The organism is Nocardia sp. BMG51109 (assembly GCF_000526215.1).
Taxonomy (GTDB): domain Bacteria; phylum Actinomycetota; class Actinomycetes; order Mycobacteriales; family Mycobacteriaceae; genus Nocardia.
Window position 1 is genome coordinate 1,140,769 of sequence record NZ_JAFQ01000004.1, and the last position, 19,968, is coordinate 1,160,736.

A 19,968-nucleotide genomic window follows, 5' to 3' on the forward strand; every position below is an offset into this window, starting at 1 on the left:
AAGGGTAGGCTAGCCTAGTGGACCGGTCTGCGGCCAGCCCGGGCGCCGCTCGCCCGAACCGCCGCCGGCGCCGACCATGGAGCGCGTCGACACACCGCCGAGCACTCGATCCGAAAGTTCGCCCAAGCAGCTGAGATTCGGGAAACCCGGCCCCTGCGCCACACCCGCCAGATTCGGCAGATACAGCTTCGCGTCCAGGCCGTCGACCGCCAGATCGTGACCGATCGAGGTCTCCAGCCGGGCCTGGGTGATCGGGCCACCCACGGCCAGTTCGACCAGATCGGCGGCATCGGCGTCGAACAGCTCGGTGAACCACAGCGGCTGGCCGCCGGTCGCATCGACCACCAGATCGAAGACGTGCGCCTGATCCGGGCGCAGCTCGTTGCGCAGCGTGACCGCCACGCCGTCGCCTTGTTCGGCCACCCGCACCACCCGGCCTTGCAGATGATGAACCCGGTTGTCGCCCAACACGTTCTCCTGCACCCGCACCGAGAACACCCCGCGATCCGTGCGGCGGATGACGTCCCGGCGCTCCCGCAGGCTGAGCGCCCGCCACTTGGCCGGATCGCTGAAAAGCGCGTTCTCGAAATAGCTTTCGCCGCGGGTGTAGATGGTGGCCGCGGGCGAGATCACCGAGACGGTGAGCACGTCGTGGTGCATCAGCTCGTCCACCGCCGACCCGGCCGTCTCCCCGCCGCCGATCACCGCCGCCCGCGAGGACGGCGGCAGCCGGCGCTTGCCCGCCAGATCCCAGAACTCGGCGATACTCAGGACTTTCGGGTGGTCGACCAGCGCCCGGCCGCTGTGGCCCGGGCCCGTGATCATCAGCCGGTCGGTGTCGATCTCGGTGACCGAGCCGTCGCCGTCGGCCACCGAGACCAGCCAGCCGTCGGCGGCCGGGCGGATCCGCCGGACCGTGCCGGTCACCAGGTCGACCTCGGCCTTGCGCGCCACCCACTGCAGATACTCCGCCCACACGTGATGGTGCGGATTGGGGCGGCCGCGATCGACCCACTCGGCGTAGCTGCCGTTCTCGACCAGGAACGAGGCCCAGCTGTAGGCGATCATCGCCTGATCGATCGCGCGGTTGTACCCACGCGCCCAGGTCGAGTGATAGGGGAACCCGACATCCTTCTCCGGGCCCGTGCCCAGCCGATGCTGACCGTCGGTCCACCCGCCGCTGGGAAGCCAATTACCGCCCACCGCATGCGATTCCACCACCACCACGCGGGGCGCCGGCAGGCCCAGTTCGCGCAGCACCCGCGCCTTCGCCGCCACGGACATCGCCTTCGGCCCTGCTCCGACCACGAGAAGCGTTTCCACCGGCTCTCCGTTTCTGTGACCCAGGCCACCGCGAGGCTATTCTAACTTTGCATAGGCTTACCTTATATTGCACCGTAGTGCCATACCTTCGGGCAAGTCCGAGAGCGACGGCACATACGGTTCCGTGAACGATTGGATAGATCCATGAACGCAATCCCCTCCCGCGCCGCGGCGGCATTCGCCCTGGCCGCAGCGGTTTTCGTCGGCGGTGTCGGGACAGCCGTCCCGGCTGTGGCCGCACCCGCCATCGCGCCGGTGCACGCCGCCGCACCGGGCATCGGCGAACTGCAGACCAAGCTGCAGCTCGTGCTCGATCCCGGTGCCTCGCGCTCGGCCCGCGCCAACGAGCTGGAGGCCGGTGAGGCCGGACTGCCCCTGGTGGACAAGGTCGGCGGCGTGATGGCCACGGTCCCGGGCTTCCAGTGGCAGGCCGTCGAGCCGGTCACCGTGAACGGCGATCAGCTGACCCACAACCTGCAGATCAAGGTCCCGGGCTTCGACGCCATGTTCATCGAGCTGTCCTGGAAGGATATCGACGGGAACTGGAAGCTGACCCGCGAATCCGAGTGCACCATCGCCTACTACGCCAACCAGCCCTGCACGGTCTGACACGTCGGCGCGGCCCCGGACACCGCGCCCGGGGCCGCTAGGGTCGTTGCGTGAGGCGCAGGCAGAAGCCGCCGCTGCCGAAGCGGCACGGGCTGGATCCGGCGCGGCTGCGGCTGCCGGAGGACGGGACCTGGGCGACCATCCGCGATCATCTCGTGGAGCGGCTGCCCCGGGTGCCGGCCGCGCGCATCGACGAACTGCTGGCCGAGGGCGGCATCGTCGACCTGTCCGGCCCGATCGCACCGGACGCGCCCTACGTGCCGGGCGGGGCGGTGTGGTTCCACCGGGATCTGCCGGAGGAGACCTCGGTGCCGTTCGAGCTCACCGTCGTGCATCGCGACGACGCGCTGCTCGTCGTCGACAAACCGCATTTCCTGTCCACGATTCCGCGCGGACAGCACATTCTGCAGACCGCGCTGGTGCGGCTGCGGCAGGACCTGGATCTACCCGATCTCGTTCCCGCGCATCGGCTCGACCGGGCCACCGCCGGCCTGGTGCTGTTCGTGATCGATCCCGCCCGCCGCGGCGCCTATCAGACCCTGTTCCACCGCCGCGAGGTCGCCAAGCGGTACGAGGCGATCGCTCCGCACGACCCGGGCCTGCGCTTTCCCCGGACGGTGCGCAGCCGGATCATCAAGGAGCGCAACATTATCCGCGCGTTCGAGGTGGACGGCGAACCGAACGCGGAGACACTGGTGGAGCTGCTCGAACACCGCGGCGGGCTGGGCCGCTATCGCCTGACCCCGCATACCGGACGCACCCATCAACTGCGCCTGCACATGAACGGGCTCGGGCTCCCGATTCTCGGCGACGACTTCTTCCCCGAACTCACCGACCGCGCCGTCGACGACTTCACCCGGCCGCTCCAATTGCTGGCCACCACACTGGAATTCACCGATCCCGTCACGCACGAGCCGCGCCGTTTCGAGACCACGCGATCGTTGCGGGCGTGGGTCGATCCCGAGGGATGGGCGGGCTGAGCCGGTCCGCACCACCGGCGGCGGCGCGCGGTGGTTCAATCGGACGACGCCGAGCGACAAGTGCGGCGGGAGCGGAGGATCGTCATGTGTCGCAGCCACCTTCTCCGTCGTCGCCGTATCCGGCGCCGCCGCGCATCACGCCCTCGACCGGCTGGTACGTGTTCGCCGCACTGCTCGTCGTCGCCGGGATCGCGGGCGCCGTCGCGATCGGGGTGACGGGCCTGCTGCGATCGTCGAATACGGTCGACGACTTCCAGCGGGTCTCGATTCCCGGTTCGGGCGATGTGCACCTCACCGAAACCGGCGGCCACACCGTCTATTTCGAGTATCCCGGCGCGACGGCCGATGTCTTCGAGGGCGGCGTGAACGTCCGGCTCATCGACCCGGACGGCGGCACCGTTGCGCTCCGGGACTATTCATCGTCGCTGACCTACGACCTCGGCGGGCACGAAGGGCGGGCCGGGTTCTCGTTCGACGCGCCCGCCCCGGGCACGTACCACCTTGTGACGCAGGGGGATTCCGGGGTCACCGCAGCGGTCGGGAGCGGTATCGGCGGCTCGCTCGGCACTACGGTCGTCCTCGCGCTCGGCGTCGGCGTGGCCGGAGTCGCCCTAGGCATCATCGTGTTCATCGTCGTTCTGGTCCGGCGCGGCGCGAGCAGGCGCAGGCTCGGCCCGGCGTTCGGCCGGGGCGGTCCCCCACCGGGCCACCCGGCCGGTCCCCCGCCGCCCGGCCCGCACGAATTCTGATCGCTCAAATATCCAGGTCCTCCGTCCGGGGCTGCTGCACCGCGGCCGCGACGCGGCGATAGAGCTTGGGCGCGATCGCCACCCGCAGCTCGTCGAGCGAATCCACCACCTGCACCGAGAAATCGCCCCAGTTCTGCTCGCCGACGCCGAGCGCGGAGCGCCAGTTCCGCCAGTCGGACAGGCTGGTCAGCGTCGACAGATCGGACCAGTCGGCCTGCTGGCGCTGGATCACGAACTTGCCCTTGCGGCTGCGGTACACCCTGGTCGCCTCGATGCCGGCCTTCGTGATCTCCCGGACCTCGGCCAGGTGGCGGCCCTCGAAGCGCTTCCGGAGCACGCCGCCCGGGCCGTCCCGCAGGACGATCTCGCCGTATTCGACGCCGACCAGGTCGATCCGGTTGCCCTCCGCGGGCCGCTCGTCGAGCACGTCCGGGTTCTGCGGATCCGTGGTCATCATGTTCACTCCATTCATCGACAACTGCGCACGTGCGCATTCCTTGATCTCTCCCGCACGCGCGTCCGGTACGGCCGGAATCCGGTGCGCCCTCGGCATTCTCGCTTCCGGAGCATCCCGTCCCGCTAGAACTATACGTAGACGTATACATACAACACAAGGGCCGGCCGCCGAGAGTATTCGGCGAGGCGGGACGCATGAACGTAGACTGGCCGCGATGTCTCGAAACGATAACGACGCCGCCTCGTCGTCGGCGCGCGTCGGCCCGGCCCGCCGGCTGCACGCCTACCTGGATGTCGCCGTCGTCGTGGTGGTGCTGGCCGGCACCAATCTCGTCGCCCACTTCACCTCGGCATGGGCGAACATCGTGACGGTGCCGATCGCCGCGGTGGCGCTGGTCGCGGTGATGCGCCGGCGCGGGCTCGGCTGGGCCGAACTCGGCCTGTCGCCGCGGCACTGGCGCCGGGGCACGCTCTACGCGGTGGGCGCGGTCGGCATCGTGCTGAGCGCGGTCGCCCTCGGCGCCCTGCTGCCGATCACGCGGCCCTTCTTCCTGGCCGACCGGTACGCCACCATTTCGGGGGCGTTGATCGCGTCGATGATCGTGATCCCGTTGCAGACCGTCATTCCCGAGGAGCTGGCCTTCCGGGGCGTGCTGCACGGCGCGCTCGACCGCGCGTACGGCGTGCGCGGCGTATTCACCGCCGGGTCACTGCTTTTCGGACTCTGGCACATCGCCTCGTCGCTCGGGTTGACCAGCGGCAATCGCGGGCTGAGCGCATTTCTCGGCGGCGGCACGGCCGGACAGGTCGGCGGAATAGCGCTGGCCGTACTCGCCACGGGCGCGGCCGGTGCGGTATTCACCTGGTTGCGGCGGCGCAGCGGCAGCCTGCTCGCGCCGATCGCGCTGCACTGGTCGCTGAACGGGGCCAGCGCACTGACCGCGGCGATACTCTGGCACACCGCGCTGCGCTGAAATCCGCACCGGCCGGGTTCCGCTCGAAAGTCGCGGGTAGGTGAGCATTTTCGCGCCGATACCCGAACTGATGTTCGGTGTTGCCATTGACCTCGCGTAGGTCACGGATTACTCTCGCTTCGATCACACATATGTTCGAGTAATCGGCTGTGACGATATTCGGGACCATACCTGCTTCATGGAAGGCTCGCGATGCGCGACGACCAGTCGGCCGGGAATGCGGAGATATCGGGCGAGATATCGGCGGACGCGTTGTCTCCGGGGGCGAGACGAGCGGCGGAGTTTCGGGAATACCCCGCCGATGCCGAGATCGCCGCCCTGGCGCAGCGGGTGGCAACGGCACGCGGCAAGCTCCCCTTGCAGACGGATCCGGCGCTGTTCGAGGAGCTGTCGGAATCGGAGATCTCGGCAGAACGCGATCTGGCGGAATGGATTCGAGGGCAGCGCCGGCGTCAGCGCCGCCGGGCGGTATCCGCCGAACTGGCCGCCGAGAAGCGCGACCGGCGCGTGGCGCTCGCCTTGCGCCGCTCCGACGATGCCGACGCCCGCTGGCACCGGAAGGCCCTCGCGGCCCGGCGCCGGGTGTCGAATCCCGATGCGCGCCTTGCCCAGCTGTACCGTCGCGCCGAATGGTCCTCGCGCGCGCTGATCGGCGTGGTGGTGCTCGGCATGGTGTGGGCGGGGGTGAACGTCCAGCAGAATCTCGTGCCCAGCGGAGACATGTCCGACCCGCTGTACTGGCTGAGCTACGGCTTCGAGGCGATGATCTCGATCCCCATCATCACCATCATGGTGGTCGCGACCACCGCCGCCCGGTGGGGGCGCGAGATCGCCCGCGGCAAGGTGGTTTTCCTGGAGGCCGCGCTACTGGGAGTGACCATCGCGCTGAATGCGGGCCCGCACCTGGCGGCGGGCGCGGCCGCGCACGCGGCCGAGGCGGCGGTCGCCCCGGTCATGGTCGGCGTGGTGATCTGGTTGCACGCCTGGGTTTCCACCCGGTACGCGCAGTTGATCGATGGCATCCCGGAGCACGCCGCCGGCGGGCCCGGCCGGACCTTCACGCACAGCCTCGTCGACGCCTTCGCGGCACCGGCACGGTCGGCGACCGATGATTACCTCCGGATGCCGCGCGATCATTCCGATGGCGGCACGTTTCCCGGTTCCGACCCTGGACACGATGGCGGCGAATACACATCCCCGCCTCGCAACTCGCCTGCCCCGGCCGGATCCGCCGGGATCGACCGGCCCGCCGATCGTAGGCGCGTAAACGGATTGTCACACAACGGTTTTCACCCGAACGACGGCCGACCGTACGATAGCGGCCTCCCCCTGCGTTCGCCACAGGCCGACCACGGCAGCCCACACCCCGCAACCGGATTCACAGGCGTCCACGATGCTCCGCATCATCGCCACGTCGATGATGCGATCTCCGGGCCACCTGCCGCCGACCGCCATAATGGCGAATATCCCACGGCAACAACGGCTTCCTTTCCCGACAGCGGCAGCCCTCGCCTTCCGGCCGACCCGGCCGACGATGTTGCCGCACACCGGAGCCATGTGAATGGCTTGGGGACCAATGGCTTTCACCAGAACAACGGCCACTCCAACGGCAACGGGCTTCCCATCCATCCGCTGTACGCCGAACACGACGGCGGCGAACACCCGTCCGGTACCGCCTCGGCCACCGAGTCGAGCGGAGTCCAGCCGCACCCCGCCGACGACGTCCGGCCGGAGGCATCCCCGCCACCTCCCGTAAACGGGTACGACAGCGAATACCCCACGGCAACAGCGGATTACCTGCCCCGGAACGGCACCGCATATCCCTCGCCCAACAACGTTCCGGTGCCTCGAGATCGCGTCAACGGCGTGGGACACAACGGATTTCATCAGAACAACGGACGTTCCAACGGCAGCGAGGTTCCCCTCCATTCGTTGCACACCGACCACAACGGTCCCGCGGTGGATTCGGCCGAGCGTCCCGCGCCGCCGGTCCGACCTGTGAACGGCCACGCCGAAGAACAGGCCGAACGCCACCACGACGGCATCGAGCCAGGCCAGGCCCGCGACGAGCACGGCACCACGCGCAACACGATGGACCCCACACGAGCGACGACGAGCACCGAGCGTCCCGCCGGGGATTCGTGGGGGCAGAACCATACAGCGGTCGAGCCGAACCACGCTGTCATCGAGAACAACCCCCTGCGGAACCCGGCGGAGGCCACGCCTCCCCGGGCAAACACCGGACAGCCGGTCGACCCGCTGCCTGCGACGGTAACCGACCCACCCGCCAGAGATTCGTTGGGGCACAGGGATGTCCCCGCCGAGCAAAGCCGAATGCAGGGCTCCGCCGAGATCTCTCGACCACCGGCGAACGGCAAGCACCCCGCCGAATCGGAGATCAGGACGGCCGAGACCCGACTGCAAGGTCCCGGCATCGATACCGAACCATCCCCGACCACCCGGCCTGACCGTAGCTCCACAGCACAAGCACACAGCGACGATCGGCGCGGAGCTGACCGGGCGACGGCCGAGCACCCGTACACGCGCCGCACCCTCGCCGCCTCCAGCCGGTCCTCGGCTCCCGCTGACGGCGAGCAGTTCGCCGAGTCGGAGGCCGCTGCGGCGCCCGGAGCCGAGCCCCAGGATCCCGGCACCGATCCCGAACCGCCGGTGATGGGCGGGCCGGGCCACGAGCCCGGGGCGAGGCGAGCCGACCCCCAGCACGCCGTGGCGCCCGAAGACGAATCACACGGCACGGGTAGGGGACGCTCCCGGTCTGCCGGAACGGGCCATGGGCCGGCGGCACGCGAGGATGACGACCGCCGCGGCGGGGGCACCGAGACCAACGCCGGGCATCCGCACACTCGTCCCGAAGCTGCCGGACGGTCTTCGGCATCTTCCGAGTCCGGCCGGAAGACCCAGGCCCGCAAGCAGACCCACCGCGGCACGCAATTGGCCCTGGACGAGCCGCCGGTCGACGTGTCCGAGTACCGGCGCCCCTACGTCGTGGCCGACACGGAACCCGAAGCGGTGGCGGAGGATTCGGTCGACGCCGGTACGTCCGCCGCCGACCTGGCCGCCGAGATCGACAACGTGGGGGTCTGGGCGGTGGCCCGCGAGATCTCCGAGCGCCGGTTGTCCAAGCTGCCGGTCGAACAGCTCGCCGAGATCCTCACCCTCGCCGACGAATCCTGGACTCCCGCCGCCATCGGCGCCTCCATCGGCCTCCCCGGCTCCCGCATCCTCGGCATCCTCGACGCCGCGCGCCGCATCCGCCTCCCCTACGCGGTCAGCGGCTGATATCCGGACGGAATGCCGGCCGCATCGACTGGGTGTGCGCTCTCGGCAGGGCCGGGTGATCGCCCGGCCGTGATGTCGATGCGGATGGCCGCCGAGACCTTCCGCTCAGCACAGCGGATGCGGTTCGGGGTTGACCGATTCGGTGCAGTCCTCCGGGTGGCGGTCGAGCCCGTCGCCGCAGTGCAGCGGATGCAGTCCGACCCCCAGGGCGCGGACCACTCGGATCGGCACGGCGTGCAGGTCCGCGGCGGTGAGATCCGCGAGGGCGAAGCGGATTCCCTTGCGGGACAGCCGGGCCGCCATGTCCTCGAGTGACAGACCGCCGTCGCGGGCCCGCAACTCGGACCTGGTCACCTCGGCAACCGCGGCGTCGCGCAGGAAGTCGAAGGCCACAGCGCGCCGGGCCGGGACGTAGTAGAGCGCGTGGTCGAGGAACGTCCGCACATCGGCTGCCGCGAGCTCTGGAATGTCACTCGCCGCCATCCGCCGGCGGAGGTGATTTCCCGTGTGGGCGAGTTCGAAAACGGCCTTGCGGAGGGCGATACGCGGTTCCAGGTGGGCGGCAACGCCCACATGGGCTCCCGGCCATCGTCGACCGTCACCGAATCCGATGGCAAGGATCGTGGGCACGCGATCGATGGCCCCGTGCAGGAGATAGCACTCGACCGTGGCGCCCAGACGTTCGAGTTCGGTGACGGCCCGTACGGTGTCCTCGTCGGCGATGTGCCGGCGCGGTACGGGCCGGGCGGGCCGCCGATGCAGCCAGGTGCCGATGAACGCGTCCCGTTCGAGCAGTTCGAGGACGGCGCGCCGGACGGCATCGGAATAGCCCGCCCCGGCGGCCAATCCGCTCGAGGTCACCTGGCAGTAACTGTGGTCGAGCGATTCCGGCGAACGGTAGTAGGTGAGCAGGGCGGGCATCCACACCGAAGAGCCGGTGTCGAGCCATGTTCCGCGGATCCAGCCGTGTGGTGCGTCCGGGTCGAAGGGAACGAACGGAAATCCGGGGCGGCCGTATCGGCGTTCGGGATAACGAGGCAGCCGGCCAGGGTCGAGTACATCGCCGGGGAGGTGGCCGCGCGGCGCCCGTACGACACGCTCGGAGGCGACGATGGAGGACGAGTACCGCTCGAGCGCTTCGGCACCGGCCGCGATGAGCGCCTCGGTGGGAGTCGCGCCCTTTCCGCTCGCCGTTTCCAGGCGGTCGCCCGGATAGGTGGCCGCGGTGCCCGGCGCGAGGACGGCCCGTGCCCGGAACGGAAAGCACGGGTCCCCGGGTTCGTGGGCATCGTCTCCGAGGTATGTGATGATTCCGGTCCGGACATCCGTCACGCGGCGAATATCCGACAGCAGTTCCTCGCCACCGTGCGCAGGCCGGGTGATCATCGTCCGGCCCGGCGCACATTCGGGGCAGTGCGGCAGCGGCGTCACGGGACGCACATCGCTTCGGAGAGTGGCGAAGTCGAAGACGAGAACACCGCCGAGCAACCGGGGTTCGGCGTATCCGGTGAGCAGAGCGGCGGCTTCGGAGACGACCAGACCCGCCACGATCTCCGCCGAGCCCGGCGGCCGGATCGGCGGCGTTCCGGGACCGCTCGTCGCGTTGCCGGACGGCTGTCGCAGTGCGTCCGGGGTGTGCGCGAGCAGCCGCATCCGCGCGCAGTACCAGCAGGCTTCCGTTCCGTCACGGCTCAGCGGGCCGATGACGGCCTCGTTCCCACGGATCACCGTGTCCAGCACGGCTGTTCCGACCGGGCGACAGATACGGTGCACGGCCCGGCGGGTGGCGAGGTCGCCGCCGGCGGCGCCGATCAGGACGAGGTCGAAGCTCTCGTCCGGCGGCATCGTGACGTTCCGGGACCGGCCGACCGTTCGCACACCGCGCCGCGCCAGCCCGGCTGCGGCGGGATCGGTCCAGGTCTCGTCCCCTACCACCAATACTCGTGCGCGGCAGAGCTTCTCGGCGACGGCGGCCGGATCGAGCCCACGGGTGCGGTAGAACCTGTCCTCGGCGTTCCAGCCCACGCCGCCGACGGTCGTGACCACACCGGCCCGTTCGAGCACATCGAGCAGTGCCGGGCAGTGCGGCCGGAGTTCCGGCGGTGCGGCGGCGATGACGGCGGCGCGGTCGCGGCTGCCGTCCAGCAGCGGCACGATCGCATCCAGCGCGGCCACCGCCGCCGCGTCCGGCAGACGGCAGGTTCCGATCTCCGATATCAGGACAACCCCGTCGGGTTCGGTGAGAACCCTTGCCCCGGTGGCAAGTTCGAGTCGCATTCAGCTCGGCCGGTTCGGCGACGCGACAGCGGTCACCGCCAGCAGCAAGCGCGCCTCGATATTGTGCAGCGTGCTCGGACAGGGCGGATGGCCGTCGTTCCACGCTTTGGGGCACGCACCGCCGCAGACCGGAAGCATCCGGCAACTCGAACACGGGTACTCGTGCCGCGCCACCCGCTCGTTGAAGCTCCCGAGTTCCCGCCGGGCGTCGGGTTTCTCACCCACGGTGACATCCCCGATCCGATAGCGATTCGTACCACCATACGTCGGCACGTAGGGAACCTCGGTGCAGTTGAACAAACCGCCGACAGCATCGACGAGCAGCGAGTGCGGCTCGACGGCCATGCAGACCACCGGTTTCCGCGTCGGTAGCACCCCGGGAGCAAAACCGAGAGCGATCATTTCACACAGCCACTCGATCTCCTCGGTGGCGAATTCCTCCGGCGACAACGACGCTCGCTCCGCACCGTTTCCACCCCAGTCGTGAATCGGTGCGACATAGAAATTGATGCGCCGCTGAATTCCGGCCGCGGCCAACGCCCGCAGCAACGGTATGACGCCCCCGTGGTTCGAGGCGTCGACATTGCACCGCACATTGATCGTGACGTCCAGGTCGCTCCGGGCCAGCGACACCAGATTGCGGAAGATGCGGTCGTAGGTGGGTTTCCCGTTCTTCTCCATCCTGCGCCGATCGTGATACTCCGCGACACCGTCGAGAGTGATGTCGATGATCCGCACCCGGTGCGTGTCGACCAGTTCGGCGGCCAGCGACTCGGTCAGGGCCAGACCGTTGGTGACGACCCTGGCTCCGTAGGTGCAGCCGTGCTCGGCGGCGAGTGCCTGCAGGCGCGGCGAGAACCGCCGGATCACCCCGATCCCCGACAGCGGTTCGGCTCCGAACCACCGGATGAACAACTGCCGGTACGCACTCCGGTCGAGGCGCGCGGCCGCCATCCGGAGAAACTGGTCCTGATGATGCTCACTGAGCCACCGCTGGGTGTGCAGCTGGCCGCAGTATCCGCAGCCGAGCTGGCACGATGCGGTGGGCATGACCACCAGCGACAGCATCTCGGTGGATTCGGCCGCGGTTATGTTGTCCCGCAACACCTCCGCGAGTTCATCGCTTCCGGCAGGGACCAGCAGGCCGGCCTCCACCAAACCGTCGCGCTCGGCGGCGGTCAGGCGCCCGAGGTCGTCGGCCACGACGTGACTCCAGGCAGCGTCGCCCACGATGCGGAGCTGGGCCGTGCGTGTGCAGAACACGGCCCGCCAGGCGCCTCCGGCGCCGGCCACCGGAGGCGTGGCGACATGGAATCGAGTCAGCCGCAACCCGTGCTCCGCCGCATCGGGTGTGCCGGTCTGCGCGTCGGCCCGCAGCCGCGGCACCTGGCGTCCGGTCCCGCCGGCGGCTGCGGCGTTCGCGACTGCGGTGTCCATGATGCCTACTCCGGCTGTGCTACGCGCTCGACCGACCCGCTGGGGCCGCCGCAACCGCTGTTCTGGCAACTGGTGTTGGTGTCGTCGCCCATGCCCTTCACCAGATCTGCCGAGACCGTGCCGCCGACATGCTCCAACGCGTTGTCCAGTTGCAGCCTCGCCGCCGACAACGCCTTCGCCAGCGCCTCGGTATCGAGCCCGGATCCACCCGGTCCTGTCATTTCTTCCTCCTCGGGATATCGTGAAAACAACTCGGACGAGAATTGTCCGAGAATCAATGGAAAATCAGCGGCGCAGGCCGCCGCAGCGCGGATCTATAATGAATCGGCGCGAATACACGAATTTTTACCGGCGCATGCGGTCAGCGCCGGGAAGGCGTCTTCTCGATCAAACTTCTCCCTATGGTTCGAATGCGCAGAAATCGCACAATCCGATTGTGGCACAGCACCACGTCACCGGATAGGTGGTCGGCTACCTGAATTTCCCTGTCCACGCGACCGCCCCACGAGGCACTACTCGATTCCCCCAATAACCGCATCGGAAATCGGACCGCAACTCCGGGACCAACCCCCTACGCCACCACAAATCCCCGAATTCACCGCTCGGCGTCGTATCGAAAACCGGTTGTCAAGTGCCGAAGGTCGATGATGTGATGGGCCGGTCGATATGTGCCGATCACGCAGGGTGAGAGGGGTGGACGTGGACATCGAGGCACTGGAGCCGGTGAACCGGGCCTGGGGTGAGCGCGTGGCGGCGCTGACGCCGGAGCAGTGGGCCACCCCCACCCGACTGCCGGGCTGGACCGTGCAGGACCTCGTCGCCCACATGGCGCCCGATGCGCAGGTCCTCGACTTCCTGCGAGGCGAGCAGGTGGAATCGCCGGCGGTCACCACCGCGCCGCACTGGCTGCGCACGATGAACGAGCCCGGCGGGCCGGCCCATACGATGGCCGACGACCTTGCCGAGATGGCGCAGCAGGCGGCGGCGGTCGGCCGCGAGACCCTGGTGGGCTACTTCGCCGACCACGGCCCCACGATGCTCGCCGAGTTCCGCGCCGCCGAACCGGCGGCCGGGCTGAGGCACCCGCTCCTCGGCTCGGTCAGCTTCCGGGCGATCGCCGACACCATGACGGTCGAGGGCACCGTGCATCTGCTCGACCTGATCGCCGCGATCGGCGGGGAACCGGTTCCGGAGGCGGCACTGCGGAGGACGGTGGAGATCCTGTCCGCCGTACCGGATTCGGTCACCTTCATCGAGGCGGCCACCGGTCGATCGAAGGCGCCGGTACTTCCGGTCATGCGTTGACGTTCCGGTCCGGGCACTCCGAATTGTTTGCGGTACCGGTGATCTCGGCCGCCCCGGTTTCCTCCGGAGCCGAATTACCGCTCTGTGCAACAGTATTCGCTTCGTCCTCGGATCCCGCTACCGCACCGTCGATATCGGGAACGGCGCCCCGCTCGGCCGCTTCCGCCAATGCCGCCAGGCGCAGGCGCTCGGCGACCTCGTTGAAAATATAGAAATTCGGGATGGATTCGACCGGCGCCAGCGAAACCCATTGTCCGTCGACCTTGATGCAGACCAGACCGTGCTGGGATTCGATGCGCTGAATGCGTTCCCACGGATACGACCTGCCCGCATAGGTGAGCACGATGAGGTCGACGGCGACTTCCCCGAAGAGTACCGCCTGCTCGTCGTCGATCACCTCGACGACCGCGGGCAATTGTGTTGCCGTGACGGCGGATTGAATTGCCGGGCCCCATTCGCGGGCGCCCTCGAAGGTCTTCTCGTCGAAGGTGGCGCCGCTGCCGCCCGGGCCGGTCAGCACGAACGAGTAGTCGGTCGCCGCGGCGGCCGCATTGTGGAACGGGATGACCTGCTGCCGGACCTCCACGGTGTCCCATCGAAACGCCACGACGTCCTCGGACGCCCGGTACACCGTCAGGCCGTAGTCGAACAGATCCAGCCGGGCGGTGCCGCTGCCGCGATTGCGGCGCCCGCGCAGGAAGGCTGCGGCCGCCGGCACCAGCGCCAGCCCGCCGACCACGCCGCCGCCCACCAGCGATCCGGCGGCCGCGCACAGGGCGCCCACGACGGCCAGGCCGCCGGCCACCAGGGCACAGCCGCGCACGACCGTGTCACCGCTCATCGGTGCCGGCAGGAATGTCTGCCGGTGTTCGCCCAGCTTGTCGTGGTCGGCTATCAGGTAGATCAGCTGCGACAGGGGTACCGTTCGCCGACCTCCGGTTCCCCCGGTTTCGCGCTGCTGCGTGCTCGGGGTGGTCATTGTCCCTCCATCGGACGGTTTGGCTCCGCGCGGATGATATTCGACTGGACGAAATACCGCCAGTGCCCACGCGGTTCGAACGCAATCGAGAAAGCGGGCCTTCGGTTTTCGAGCACCGATTCCCGGAAACAACGAGCCCGAATCGACCGAATCTCCGAGAAAAAGCGTGTGGCTCGCGACATTTCGGGCGGTATGACGCCCTCCGGTCACGGCGGGCGGAACGCGCTCGGCGGACGGCCGGTCCGGTTCCGGAACATCACCGAAAGGCGGCGGGCGTGCCAGCAGATTTTCCGTTCTCCGAGTACCGTCTTGCCGTAGCTCGTGCACACAAATGCGGTCAGCCGACAAGCCCCGGAACCAACGGGGAGAACCCCCGTCGGCAATGCCTGATCTACTGGAATTTCTATTGAGGTCGCCTGCACAGACAGTCCGACGCTCTTCACGCGGCAGCGGATAATCCGGGCAGTGGAGACCGGTGATAGATCGTCCGAAGGGGCAAACAGAACCGAAGGCCCGCTTCCCGATCGGGAAGCGGGCCTTCGGTTTACGACTCGGCCGAGGTGGAGGGGCTTACTTGGCCCGCTCCAGGACCTCCACCAGCCGCCACCGCTTGGTGGCGGACAGGGGGCGGGTCTCCATCAGCTGCACGCGGTCGCCGACGCCGGCGGTCTCGTTCTCGTCGTGCGCCTTCACCTTCGAGGTGGTGCGGATGATCTTGCCGTAGAGCGGGTGCCGGTTACGGTCTTCCAGCTCCACGACGATCGTCTTGTTCATCTTGTCGGAGACCACGTAGCCGACGCGCACCTTGCGGCTGCCACGATCCTCCTCTTTGGCCGGCGTCTTGGCCGGGCCCTTCGCATCACTCACGCTGCGTCTCCCTCGCCTTCGGGACCGGAGGCCAGGCCGAGCTCGCGCTCGCGCATGACCGTGTAGATGCGCGCGATCTCGTGCCGGACCACACGCAGACGCCGGTTGTTCTGCAACTGACCGGTCGCCATCTGGAAGCGCAGATTGAACAGCTCTTCCTTGGACTCGCGCAGCTTGCCCACGAGCGCGTCATTGTCGAGCTCGCGCAGATCTGCGGCTGGAGTTTCGGTAGCCATCAGAACTGCTCCTCCCTCGTCACGATCCGGCACTTCATCGGGAGCTTGTGCATCGCGCGGCGCAGCGCCTCGAATGCCGTCTCCTGGTTCGGGTACGACATCTCGAACATCACCCGGCCGGGCTTCACGTTCGCGACCCACCACTCCGGCGAACCCTTACCGGAACCCATGCGGGTCTCGGCCGGCTTCTTCGTCAGCGGACGGTCCGGGAAGATGTTGATCCAGATCTTGCCGCCACGACGGATGTGGCGGGTCATCGCGATACGCGCCGACTCGATCTGCCGGTTGGTGACGTAAGCCGGCTCCAGTGCCTGAATGCCGTATTCGCCGAACGCCACCGAGGTGCCGCCCTTGGCCAAGCCGGAACGGCGGGGGTGATGCTGCTTGCGGTGCTTGACCTTGCGGGGCATCAGCATTGGTCTCAGCCCTCCTTGGACTCTGCCGGGGCATCCGCCACCGCAGTGGCGGCGCGCCCGGCCTCAGTGCTGGTCGCGGTGGTCCCGGACGAACCGGACCGCCGCGGACGGCTCGGCCGCTCGCGACGCGGACGCTCGCTGCGACCCGGCTCCGCCGCGGTGACCTCACGCTTGCCACCGACGATGTCGCCCTTGTAGATCCAGACCTTCACGCCGATCCGGCCGAAGGTGGTCTTCGCCTCGTACAGGCCGTAGTCGATGTCGGCGCGCAGCGTGTGCAGCGGCACCCGACCCTCGCGGTAGAACTCCGAGCGCGACATCTCGGCACCGCCGAGGCGGCCCGAGCACTGCACCCGAATGCCCTTGACGTTCGACGACCGCATCGCCGACTGGATCGCCTTGCGCATCGCGCGGCGGAACGCCACGCGGTTCGACAGCTGCTCGGCGACGCCCTGCGCGACCAGCTGCGCATCCGACTCGGGGTTCTTGACCTCGAGGATGTTCAGCTGCACCTGCTTGCCGGTCAGCTTCTCCAGCTCGGCGCGAATGCGGTCGGCCTCCGCACCACGGCGGCCGATCACGATGCCCGGGCGCGCGGTGTGGATGTCCACCCGCACGCGATCACGGGTGCGCTCGATCTCGACCTTCGAGATGCCGGCCCGCTCCATGCCCGTGGACAGGAGCTTGCGGATCGCGACATCTTCCTTGACGTAGTCCTTGTACTGCTTGTCCGCGTACCAACGGGACTTCCAATCGGTGGTGATACCGAGGCGGAAGCCGTGCGGGTTGATCTTCTGTCCCATTTACTTGGCGCCTCCCTTCCGGCGGCTACGAGCCGGGGCGGCGCTGGCGACGCTCTCGACCTCGATGGTGATGTGGCTGGTGCGCTTGCGGATCCGGAACGCACGCCCCTGGGCGCGCGGCTGGAAACGCTTCATGGTCGCGCCCTCGTCGACATACGCCGTCGAGATGACCAGGGTGTCGGGGTTCATGCCGAAGTTGTTCTCGGCGTTCGCCGCGGCGCTGGCCACGACCTTGGCGACCGGCTCGCTCGCGGCCTGCGGCGCGAACCGCAGGATGTTCAGCGCGTCCTCGACCCGCTTACCGCGAACCAGGTCCACGACCCGGCGGGCCTTCATCGGCGTCACGCGGACGAACTTGGCGGTCGCGCGCGCGGTCGGGTTCTGAAGCGTAGCTGTGTTGTCTTCGCTCATCGCCGCTTGCTCTTCCGATCTTCCTTGACGTGGCTCTTGAAGGTCCTGGTCGGCGCGAACTCACCGAGCTTGTGCCCGACCATGTTCTCCGACACGAACACCGGCACGTGCTTGCGGCCGTCGTGCACCGCGAACGTGTGGCCGATGAAATCGGGGATGATGGTCGAACGACGCGACCAGGTCTTGATGACCTGCTTGGTGTTCTTCTCGTTCTGGACGTCCACCTTCTTGAGGAGGTGTTCGTCGACGAACGGGCCCTTCTTGAGGCTGCGTGGCATGTCTTGACCTCCTCCTTAACGCTTCTTGCCGCGACGGCGGACGATGAGCTTGTCGCTCGGACGGTTGGGTTTACGGGTACGGCCCTCGGGCTGGCCCCAGGGGCTGACCGGATGGCGGCCGCCGGAGGTCTTACCCTCACCACCACCGTGCGGGTGGTCGACCGGGTTCATCACGACACCGCGGACGTGCGGACGCTTACCCTTCCAGCGCATGCGACCGGCCTTGCCCCAGTTGATGTTCGACTGCTCGGCATTGCCGACCTCGCCGACGGTGGCGCGGCAGCGCACGTCGACGCGGCGGATCTCACCCGACGGCATGCGCAGGACGGCGTAGGCGCCCTCCTTACCCAGCAGCTGGATGCTCATGCCGGCGGCGCGAGCCATCTTGGCGCCGCCACCCGGCCGCAGCTCCACCGCGTGGATGGTGGTACCGGTCGGGATCGAGCGCAGCGGCAGGTTGTTGCCCGCCTTGATGTCGGCGCCGGCGCCGGATTCGATCCGCGCGCCCTGGGTCACGCCCTTGGGCGCGATGATGTAGCGCTTCTCGCCGTCGGCGTAGTGCAGCAACGCGATGTTCGCGGTCCGGTTCGGGTCGTACTCGATGTGTGCGACCTTGGCCGGGATGCCGTCCTTGTCCAGGCGACGGAAGTCGATGATCCGGTAGGCGCGCTTGTGCCCGCCGCCGCGGTGCCGGGTGGTGATCCGGCCGTGCGCGTTGCGGCCGCCGGACTTGCTCAGCGGACGCAGCAGCGACTTCTCGGGGGTCGAGCGGGTGATCTCGGCGAAGTCCGAGACCGACGAGCCGCGGCGACCCGGGGTCGTCGGCTTGTACTTACGGATAGCCATGAGTTCTTCTCTGCTTTCTGGATTCCCCGCCGCCTACGCGACCGGGCCTCCGAAGATCTCGATGGGCTTGCTGTCGGCCGAGAGGGTCACGAGCGCGCGCTTGGTGCTCTTGCGCTGGCCGTAACCGTAGCGGGTCCGCTTGCGCTTGCCCTGACGATTGGCTGTGTTGACGCTGGTGACCTTCACGCCGAAGACCTTCTCGACGGCGATCTTGATCTGCGTCTTGTTCGAGTCCGGGTGCACCAGGAAGGTGTAGGTGCCCTCCTCGATCAGCCCATAGGACTTCTCCGAGATGACCGGCGCGAGCAGGATGTCGCGGGGGTCGGCGATGGTGGTCACTGCTTGTCCTCCTGCGGAGATTCCGCGGCGCCGTGCACGAAGGCGTTCAGGGCCTCCACGCTGAACACCACGTCGTCGCTGTTCAGCACGTCGTACGTGTTGAGCTGGTCCGGCGCGATCGGGTGCACACCCTGCAGGTTGGCCACGCTCTTCCACGCGGTGACATCCTCGCGGCCCACCACGACCAGCACCTTCTTCCGGTCCGACAGCTCGGCCAGGAAGCTCTTGGCGGTCTTGGTCGAAGGGGCCTGTCCCGCAACCAGTTCGGTGATCACGTGGATGCGCTCGTTGCGGGCGCGGTCGGACAGGGCGCCACGCAGCGCGGCGACCTTCATCTTCTTCGGCAGCTTCTGCGAGTAGTCGCGCGGCTGCGGGCCGTGCACGGTGCCGCCACCGACGAACTGCGGCGCGCGGGTCGAACCCTGGCGCGCGCGGCCGGTGCCCTTCTGGCGGTACGGCTTCTTGCCGCCGCCGCGGACGGCGCCGCGGGTGCGGGTGGAGTGCGTGCCCTGACGGGCCGCGGCCTGCTGGGCCACGACGGCCTGGTGCATCAGCGCGATGTTCGCGGTCGCGTCGAAGATCTCCGCGGGGAGATCGACGGTGCCGTTGGTCTTGCCGCCCGGTGCCTTGACCGGCAGAGACAGATTCGTCTTCGTCACAGTGTCTTCCTTCGTGACGCTCATGCGCGGGCACCACCCTTCGCAGCGCTCTTGACGATCACGATGCCGCCCTTGCGGCCCGGGATCGCGCCCTTGATCAGCAGCAGACCGTTCTCGGCGTCCACCTTGTGGACCGAGAGGTTCTGCGTGGTGACGCGGTCGTTACCCATCCGGCCGGCCATCCGCATGCCCTTGAACACGCGACCCGGGGTGGCGCAGCCGCCGATCGAGCCCGGACGGCGATGGACCGCCTGCGCACCGTGCGAGGCGCCCTGGCCGCCGAAGCCGTGCCGCTTCATGGTGCCGGCGAAGCCCTTGCCCTTGCTGGTGCCGGTGACGTCGACGAACGTGCCCTCTTCGAACACGTCGGCGGACAGCTCCTGGCCGACCTCGAACCGCGCGGGATCGGCAATCCGGATCTCGGCGACGTGCCGGCGCGGGGTGACGCCGGCCTTGCCGAACTGCCCGGCCACGGGCTTGGTCACCTTGCGCGGGTCGATGGTGCCGAAGGCGAGCTGGACGGCGGAGTAGCCGTCGCGCTCCTGGGTGCGGATCTGGGTGATGACGTTCGGCCCGGCCTTCACGACGGTCACGGGAACGACCCGGTTGTTCTCGTCGAACACCTGGGTCATGCCGAGCTTGGTGCCGAGCAGGCCGGCCACCGGCCGGTGCCGACCGCTGTTGTCGACTTCCTGCGTGCTGTTGTTGTCAGTCATATCTACGG

At 68.4% G+C, this 19,968-nt stretch carries 22 protein-coding genes; 6 read left to right on the top strand and 16 right to left on the bottom strand.

Annotation, left to right across the window (positions count from 1 at the left end):
• Positions 1-9: 9 nt before the first annotated feature.
• Complete coding sequence (locus tag D892_RS0106435) at positions 10-1,323, bottom strand: SidA/IucD/PvdA family monooxygenase (protein WP_024800460.1); 1,314 nt, start codon at positions 1,321-1,323, stop codon at positions 10-12.
• A 144-nt stretch (positions 1,324-1,467) separates the two neighbouring features.
• On the opposite strand from D892_RS0106435, the gene D892_RS0106440 reads away from it, so the two are divergent.
• The 3 genes from D892_RS0106440 to D892_RS43495 all read left to right on the top strand — a co-directional run bounded on the left by D892_RS0106440 (position 1,468) and on the right by D892_RS43495 (position 3,661).
• Positions 1,468-1,932: a hypothetical protein gene (locus tag D892_RS0106440; RefSeq protein WP_024800461.1), complete on the top strand. Its 465-nt coding sequence runs from the start codon at positions 1,468-1,470 to the stop codon at positions 1,930-1,932.
• A 50-nt stretch (positions 1,933-1,982) separates the two neighbouring features.
• Complete coding sequence (locus D892_RS0106445) at positions 1,983-2,912, top strand: RluA family pseudouridine synthase (RefSeq protein WP_024800462.1); 930 nt, start codon at positions 1,983-1,985, stop codon at positions 2,910-2,912.
• Between the two features lie 86 nt (positions 2,913-2,998).
• Complete coding sequence (locus tag D892_RS43495) at positions 2,999-3,661, top strand: hypothetical protein (protein WP_024800463.1); 663 nt, start codon at positions 2,999-3,001, stop codon at positions 3,659-3,661.
• Positions 3,662-3,665: 4 nt separating this feature from the next.
• On the opposite strand, the gene D892_RS0106455 is transcribed toward D892_RS43495, so the two are convergent.
• Entirely contained in the window at positions 3,666-4,118 is a 453-nt protein-coding gene (locus tag D892_RS0106455) for an EXLDI protein (RefSeq protein WP_024800464.1), read from the bottom strand.
• Between the two features lie 214 nt (positions 4,119-4,332).
• Between D892_RS0106455 and D892_RS0106460 the strand changes: the two genes are divergently transcribed.
• Both D892_RS0106460 and D892_RS43500 read left to right on the top strand, forming a co-directional pair.
• Positions 4,333-5,091, top strand: coding sequence for a CPBP family intramembrane glutamic endopeptidase (locus D892_RS0106460; protein ID WP_024800465.1), 759 nt, complete (start codon positions 4,333-4,335; stop codon positions 5,089-5,091).
• A gap of 192 nt (positions 5,092-5,283) precedes the next feature.
• Positions 5,284-8,391, top strand: a complete 3,108-nt coding sequence (locus tag D892_RS43500) for a hypothetical protein (protein ID WP_024800466.1) — start codon at positions 5,284-5,286, stop codon at positions 8,389-8,391.
• Between the two features lie 105 nt (positions 8,392-8,496).
• On the opposite strand, the gene D892_RS40565 is transcribed toward D892_RS43500, so the two are convergent.
• From D892_RS40565 to D892_RS0106475, 3 genes are read right to left on the bottom strand one after another with little or no spacing between them, the layout of a single operon-like run.
• Positions 8,497-10,668 carry a TOMM precursor leader peptide-binding protein gene (locus D892_RS40565; protein WP_036566795.1) on the bottom strand — a complete coding sequence of 724 codons (2,172 nt, stop codon included), beginning with the start codon at positions 10,666-10,668 and terminating at the stop codon, positions 8,497-8,499.
• On the bottom strand, positions 10,669-12,105 hold the full coding sequence (locus D892_RS40570; RefSeq protein WP_156959406.1) for a radical SAM protein: 1,437 nt from the start codon (positions 12,103-12,105) through the stop codon (positions 10,669-10,671).
• Positions 12,106-12,110: 5 nt separating this feature from the next.
• Positions 12,111-12,326 (bottom strand): hypothetical protein, encoded by a 216-nt coding sequence (locus tag D892_RS0106475; RefSeq protein WP_024800467.1) that lies wholly within the window; start codon positions 12,324-12,326, stop codon positions 12,111-12,113.
• 472 nt (positions 12,327-12,798) lie between these two features.
• Here D892_RS0106475 and D892_RS0106480 point away from each other — a divergent pair, with 472 nt between their 5' ends.
• Complete coding sequence (locus tag D892_RS0106480; protein WP_024800468.1) at positions 12,799-13,410, top strand: maleylpyruvate isomerase N-terminal domain-containing protein; 612 nt, start codon at positions 12,799-12,801, stop codon at positions 13,408-13,410.
• Here D892_RS0106480 and D892_RS0106485 read toward each other — a convergent pair.
• The 11 genes from D892_RS0106485 to rplC all read right to left on the bottom strand — a co-directional run bounded on the left by D892_RS0106485 (position 13,400) and on the right by rplC (position 19,960).
• On the bottom strand, positions 13,400-14,389 hold the full coding sequence (locus D892_RS0106485; protein ID WP_024800469.1) for a DUF6585 family protein: 990 nt from the start codon (positions 14,387-14,389) through the stop codon (positions 13,400-13,402). The two genes, D892_RS0106480 and D892_RS0106485, sit on opposite strands and share 11 nt — an antisense overlap.
• A 570-nt stretch (positions 14,390-14,959) precedes the next feature.
• Positions 14,960-15,256 (bottom strand): 30S ribosomal protein S17, encoded by a 297-nt coding sequence (rpsQ, locus tag D892_RS0106490; protein ID WP_024800470.1) that lies wholly within the window; start codon positions 15,254-15,256, stop codon positions 14,960-14,962.
• Positions 15,253-15,492 carry a 50S ribosomal protein L29 gene (gene rpmC, locus D892_RS0106495; protein ID WP_024800471.1) on the bottom strand — a complete coding sequence of 80 codons (240 nt, stop codon included), beginning with the start codon at positions 15,490-15,492 and terminating at the stop codon, positions 15,253-15,255. The genes rpsQ and rpmC overlap by 4 nt, the downstream gene beginning before the upstream one ends.
• Complete coding sequence (gene rplP / locus D892_RS0106500) at positions 15,492-15,908, bottom strand: 50S ribosomal protein L16 (protein ID WP_024800472.1); 417 nt, start codon at positions 15,906-15,908, stop codon at positions 15,492-15,494. Before rplP ends, rpmC begins: the two co-directional genes overlap by 1 nt.
• 5 nt (positions 15,909-15,913) lie before the next feature.
• A complete protein-coding gene (gene rpsC, locus D892_RS0106505; protein WP_024800473.1) occupies positions 15,914-16,711 on the bottom strand; it encodes a 30S ribosomal protein S3 in 798 nt (265 codons plus the stop codon).
• Positions 16,712-17,122, bottom strand: a complete 411-nt coding sequence (rplV, locus tag D892_RS0106510; protein ID WP_024800474.1) for a 50S ribosomal protein L22 — start codon at positions 17,120-17,122, stop codon at positions 16,712-16,714. It lies immediately after the preceding gene.
• On the bottom strand, positions 17,119-17,400 hold the full coding sequence (gene rpsS, locus D892_RS0106515) for a 30S ribosomal protein S19 (RefSeq protein WP_024800475.1): 282 nt from the start codon (positions 17,398-17,400) through the stop codon (positions 17,119-17,121). The genes rplV and rpsS overlap by 4 nt, the downstream gene beginning before the upstream one ends.
• 15 nt (positions 17,401-17,415) lie before the next feature.
• Positions 17,416-18,246, bottom strand: coding sequence for a 50S ribosomal protein L2 (gene rplB / locus D892_RS0106520; protein ID WP_024800476.1), 831 nt, complete (start codon positions 18,244-18,246; stop codon positions 17,416-17,418).
• Positions 18,247-18,279: 33 nt separating this feature from the next.
• Positions 18,280-18,585: a 50S ribosomal protein L23 gene (gene rplW / locus D892_RS0106525; RefSeq protein ID WP_024800477.1), complete on the bottom strand. Its 306-nt coding sequence runs from the start codon at positions 18,583-18,585 to the stop codon at positions 18,280-18,282.
• Positions 18,582-19,268, bottom strand: a complete 687-nt coding sequence (gene rplD, locus D892_RS0106530; RefSeq protein ID WP_024800478.1) for a 50S ribosomal protein L4 — start codon at positions 19,266-19,268, stop codon at positions 18,582-18,584. Before rplD ends, rplW begins: the two co-directional genes overlap by 4 nt.
• Positions 19,265-19,960, bottom strand: coding sequence for a 50S ribosomal protein L3 (gene rplC / locus D892_RS0106535; protein WP_051499014.1), 696 nt, complete (start codon positions 19,958-19,960; stop codon positions 19,265-19,267). The genes rplD and rplC overlap by 4 nt, the downstream gene beginning before the upstream one ends.
• Positions 19,961-19,968: the final 8 nt, after the last annotated feature.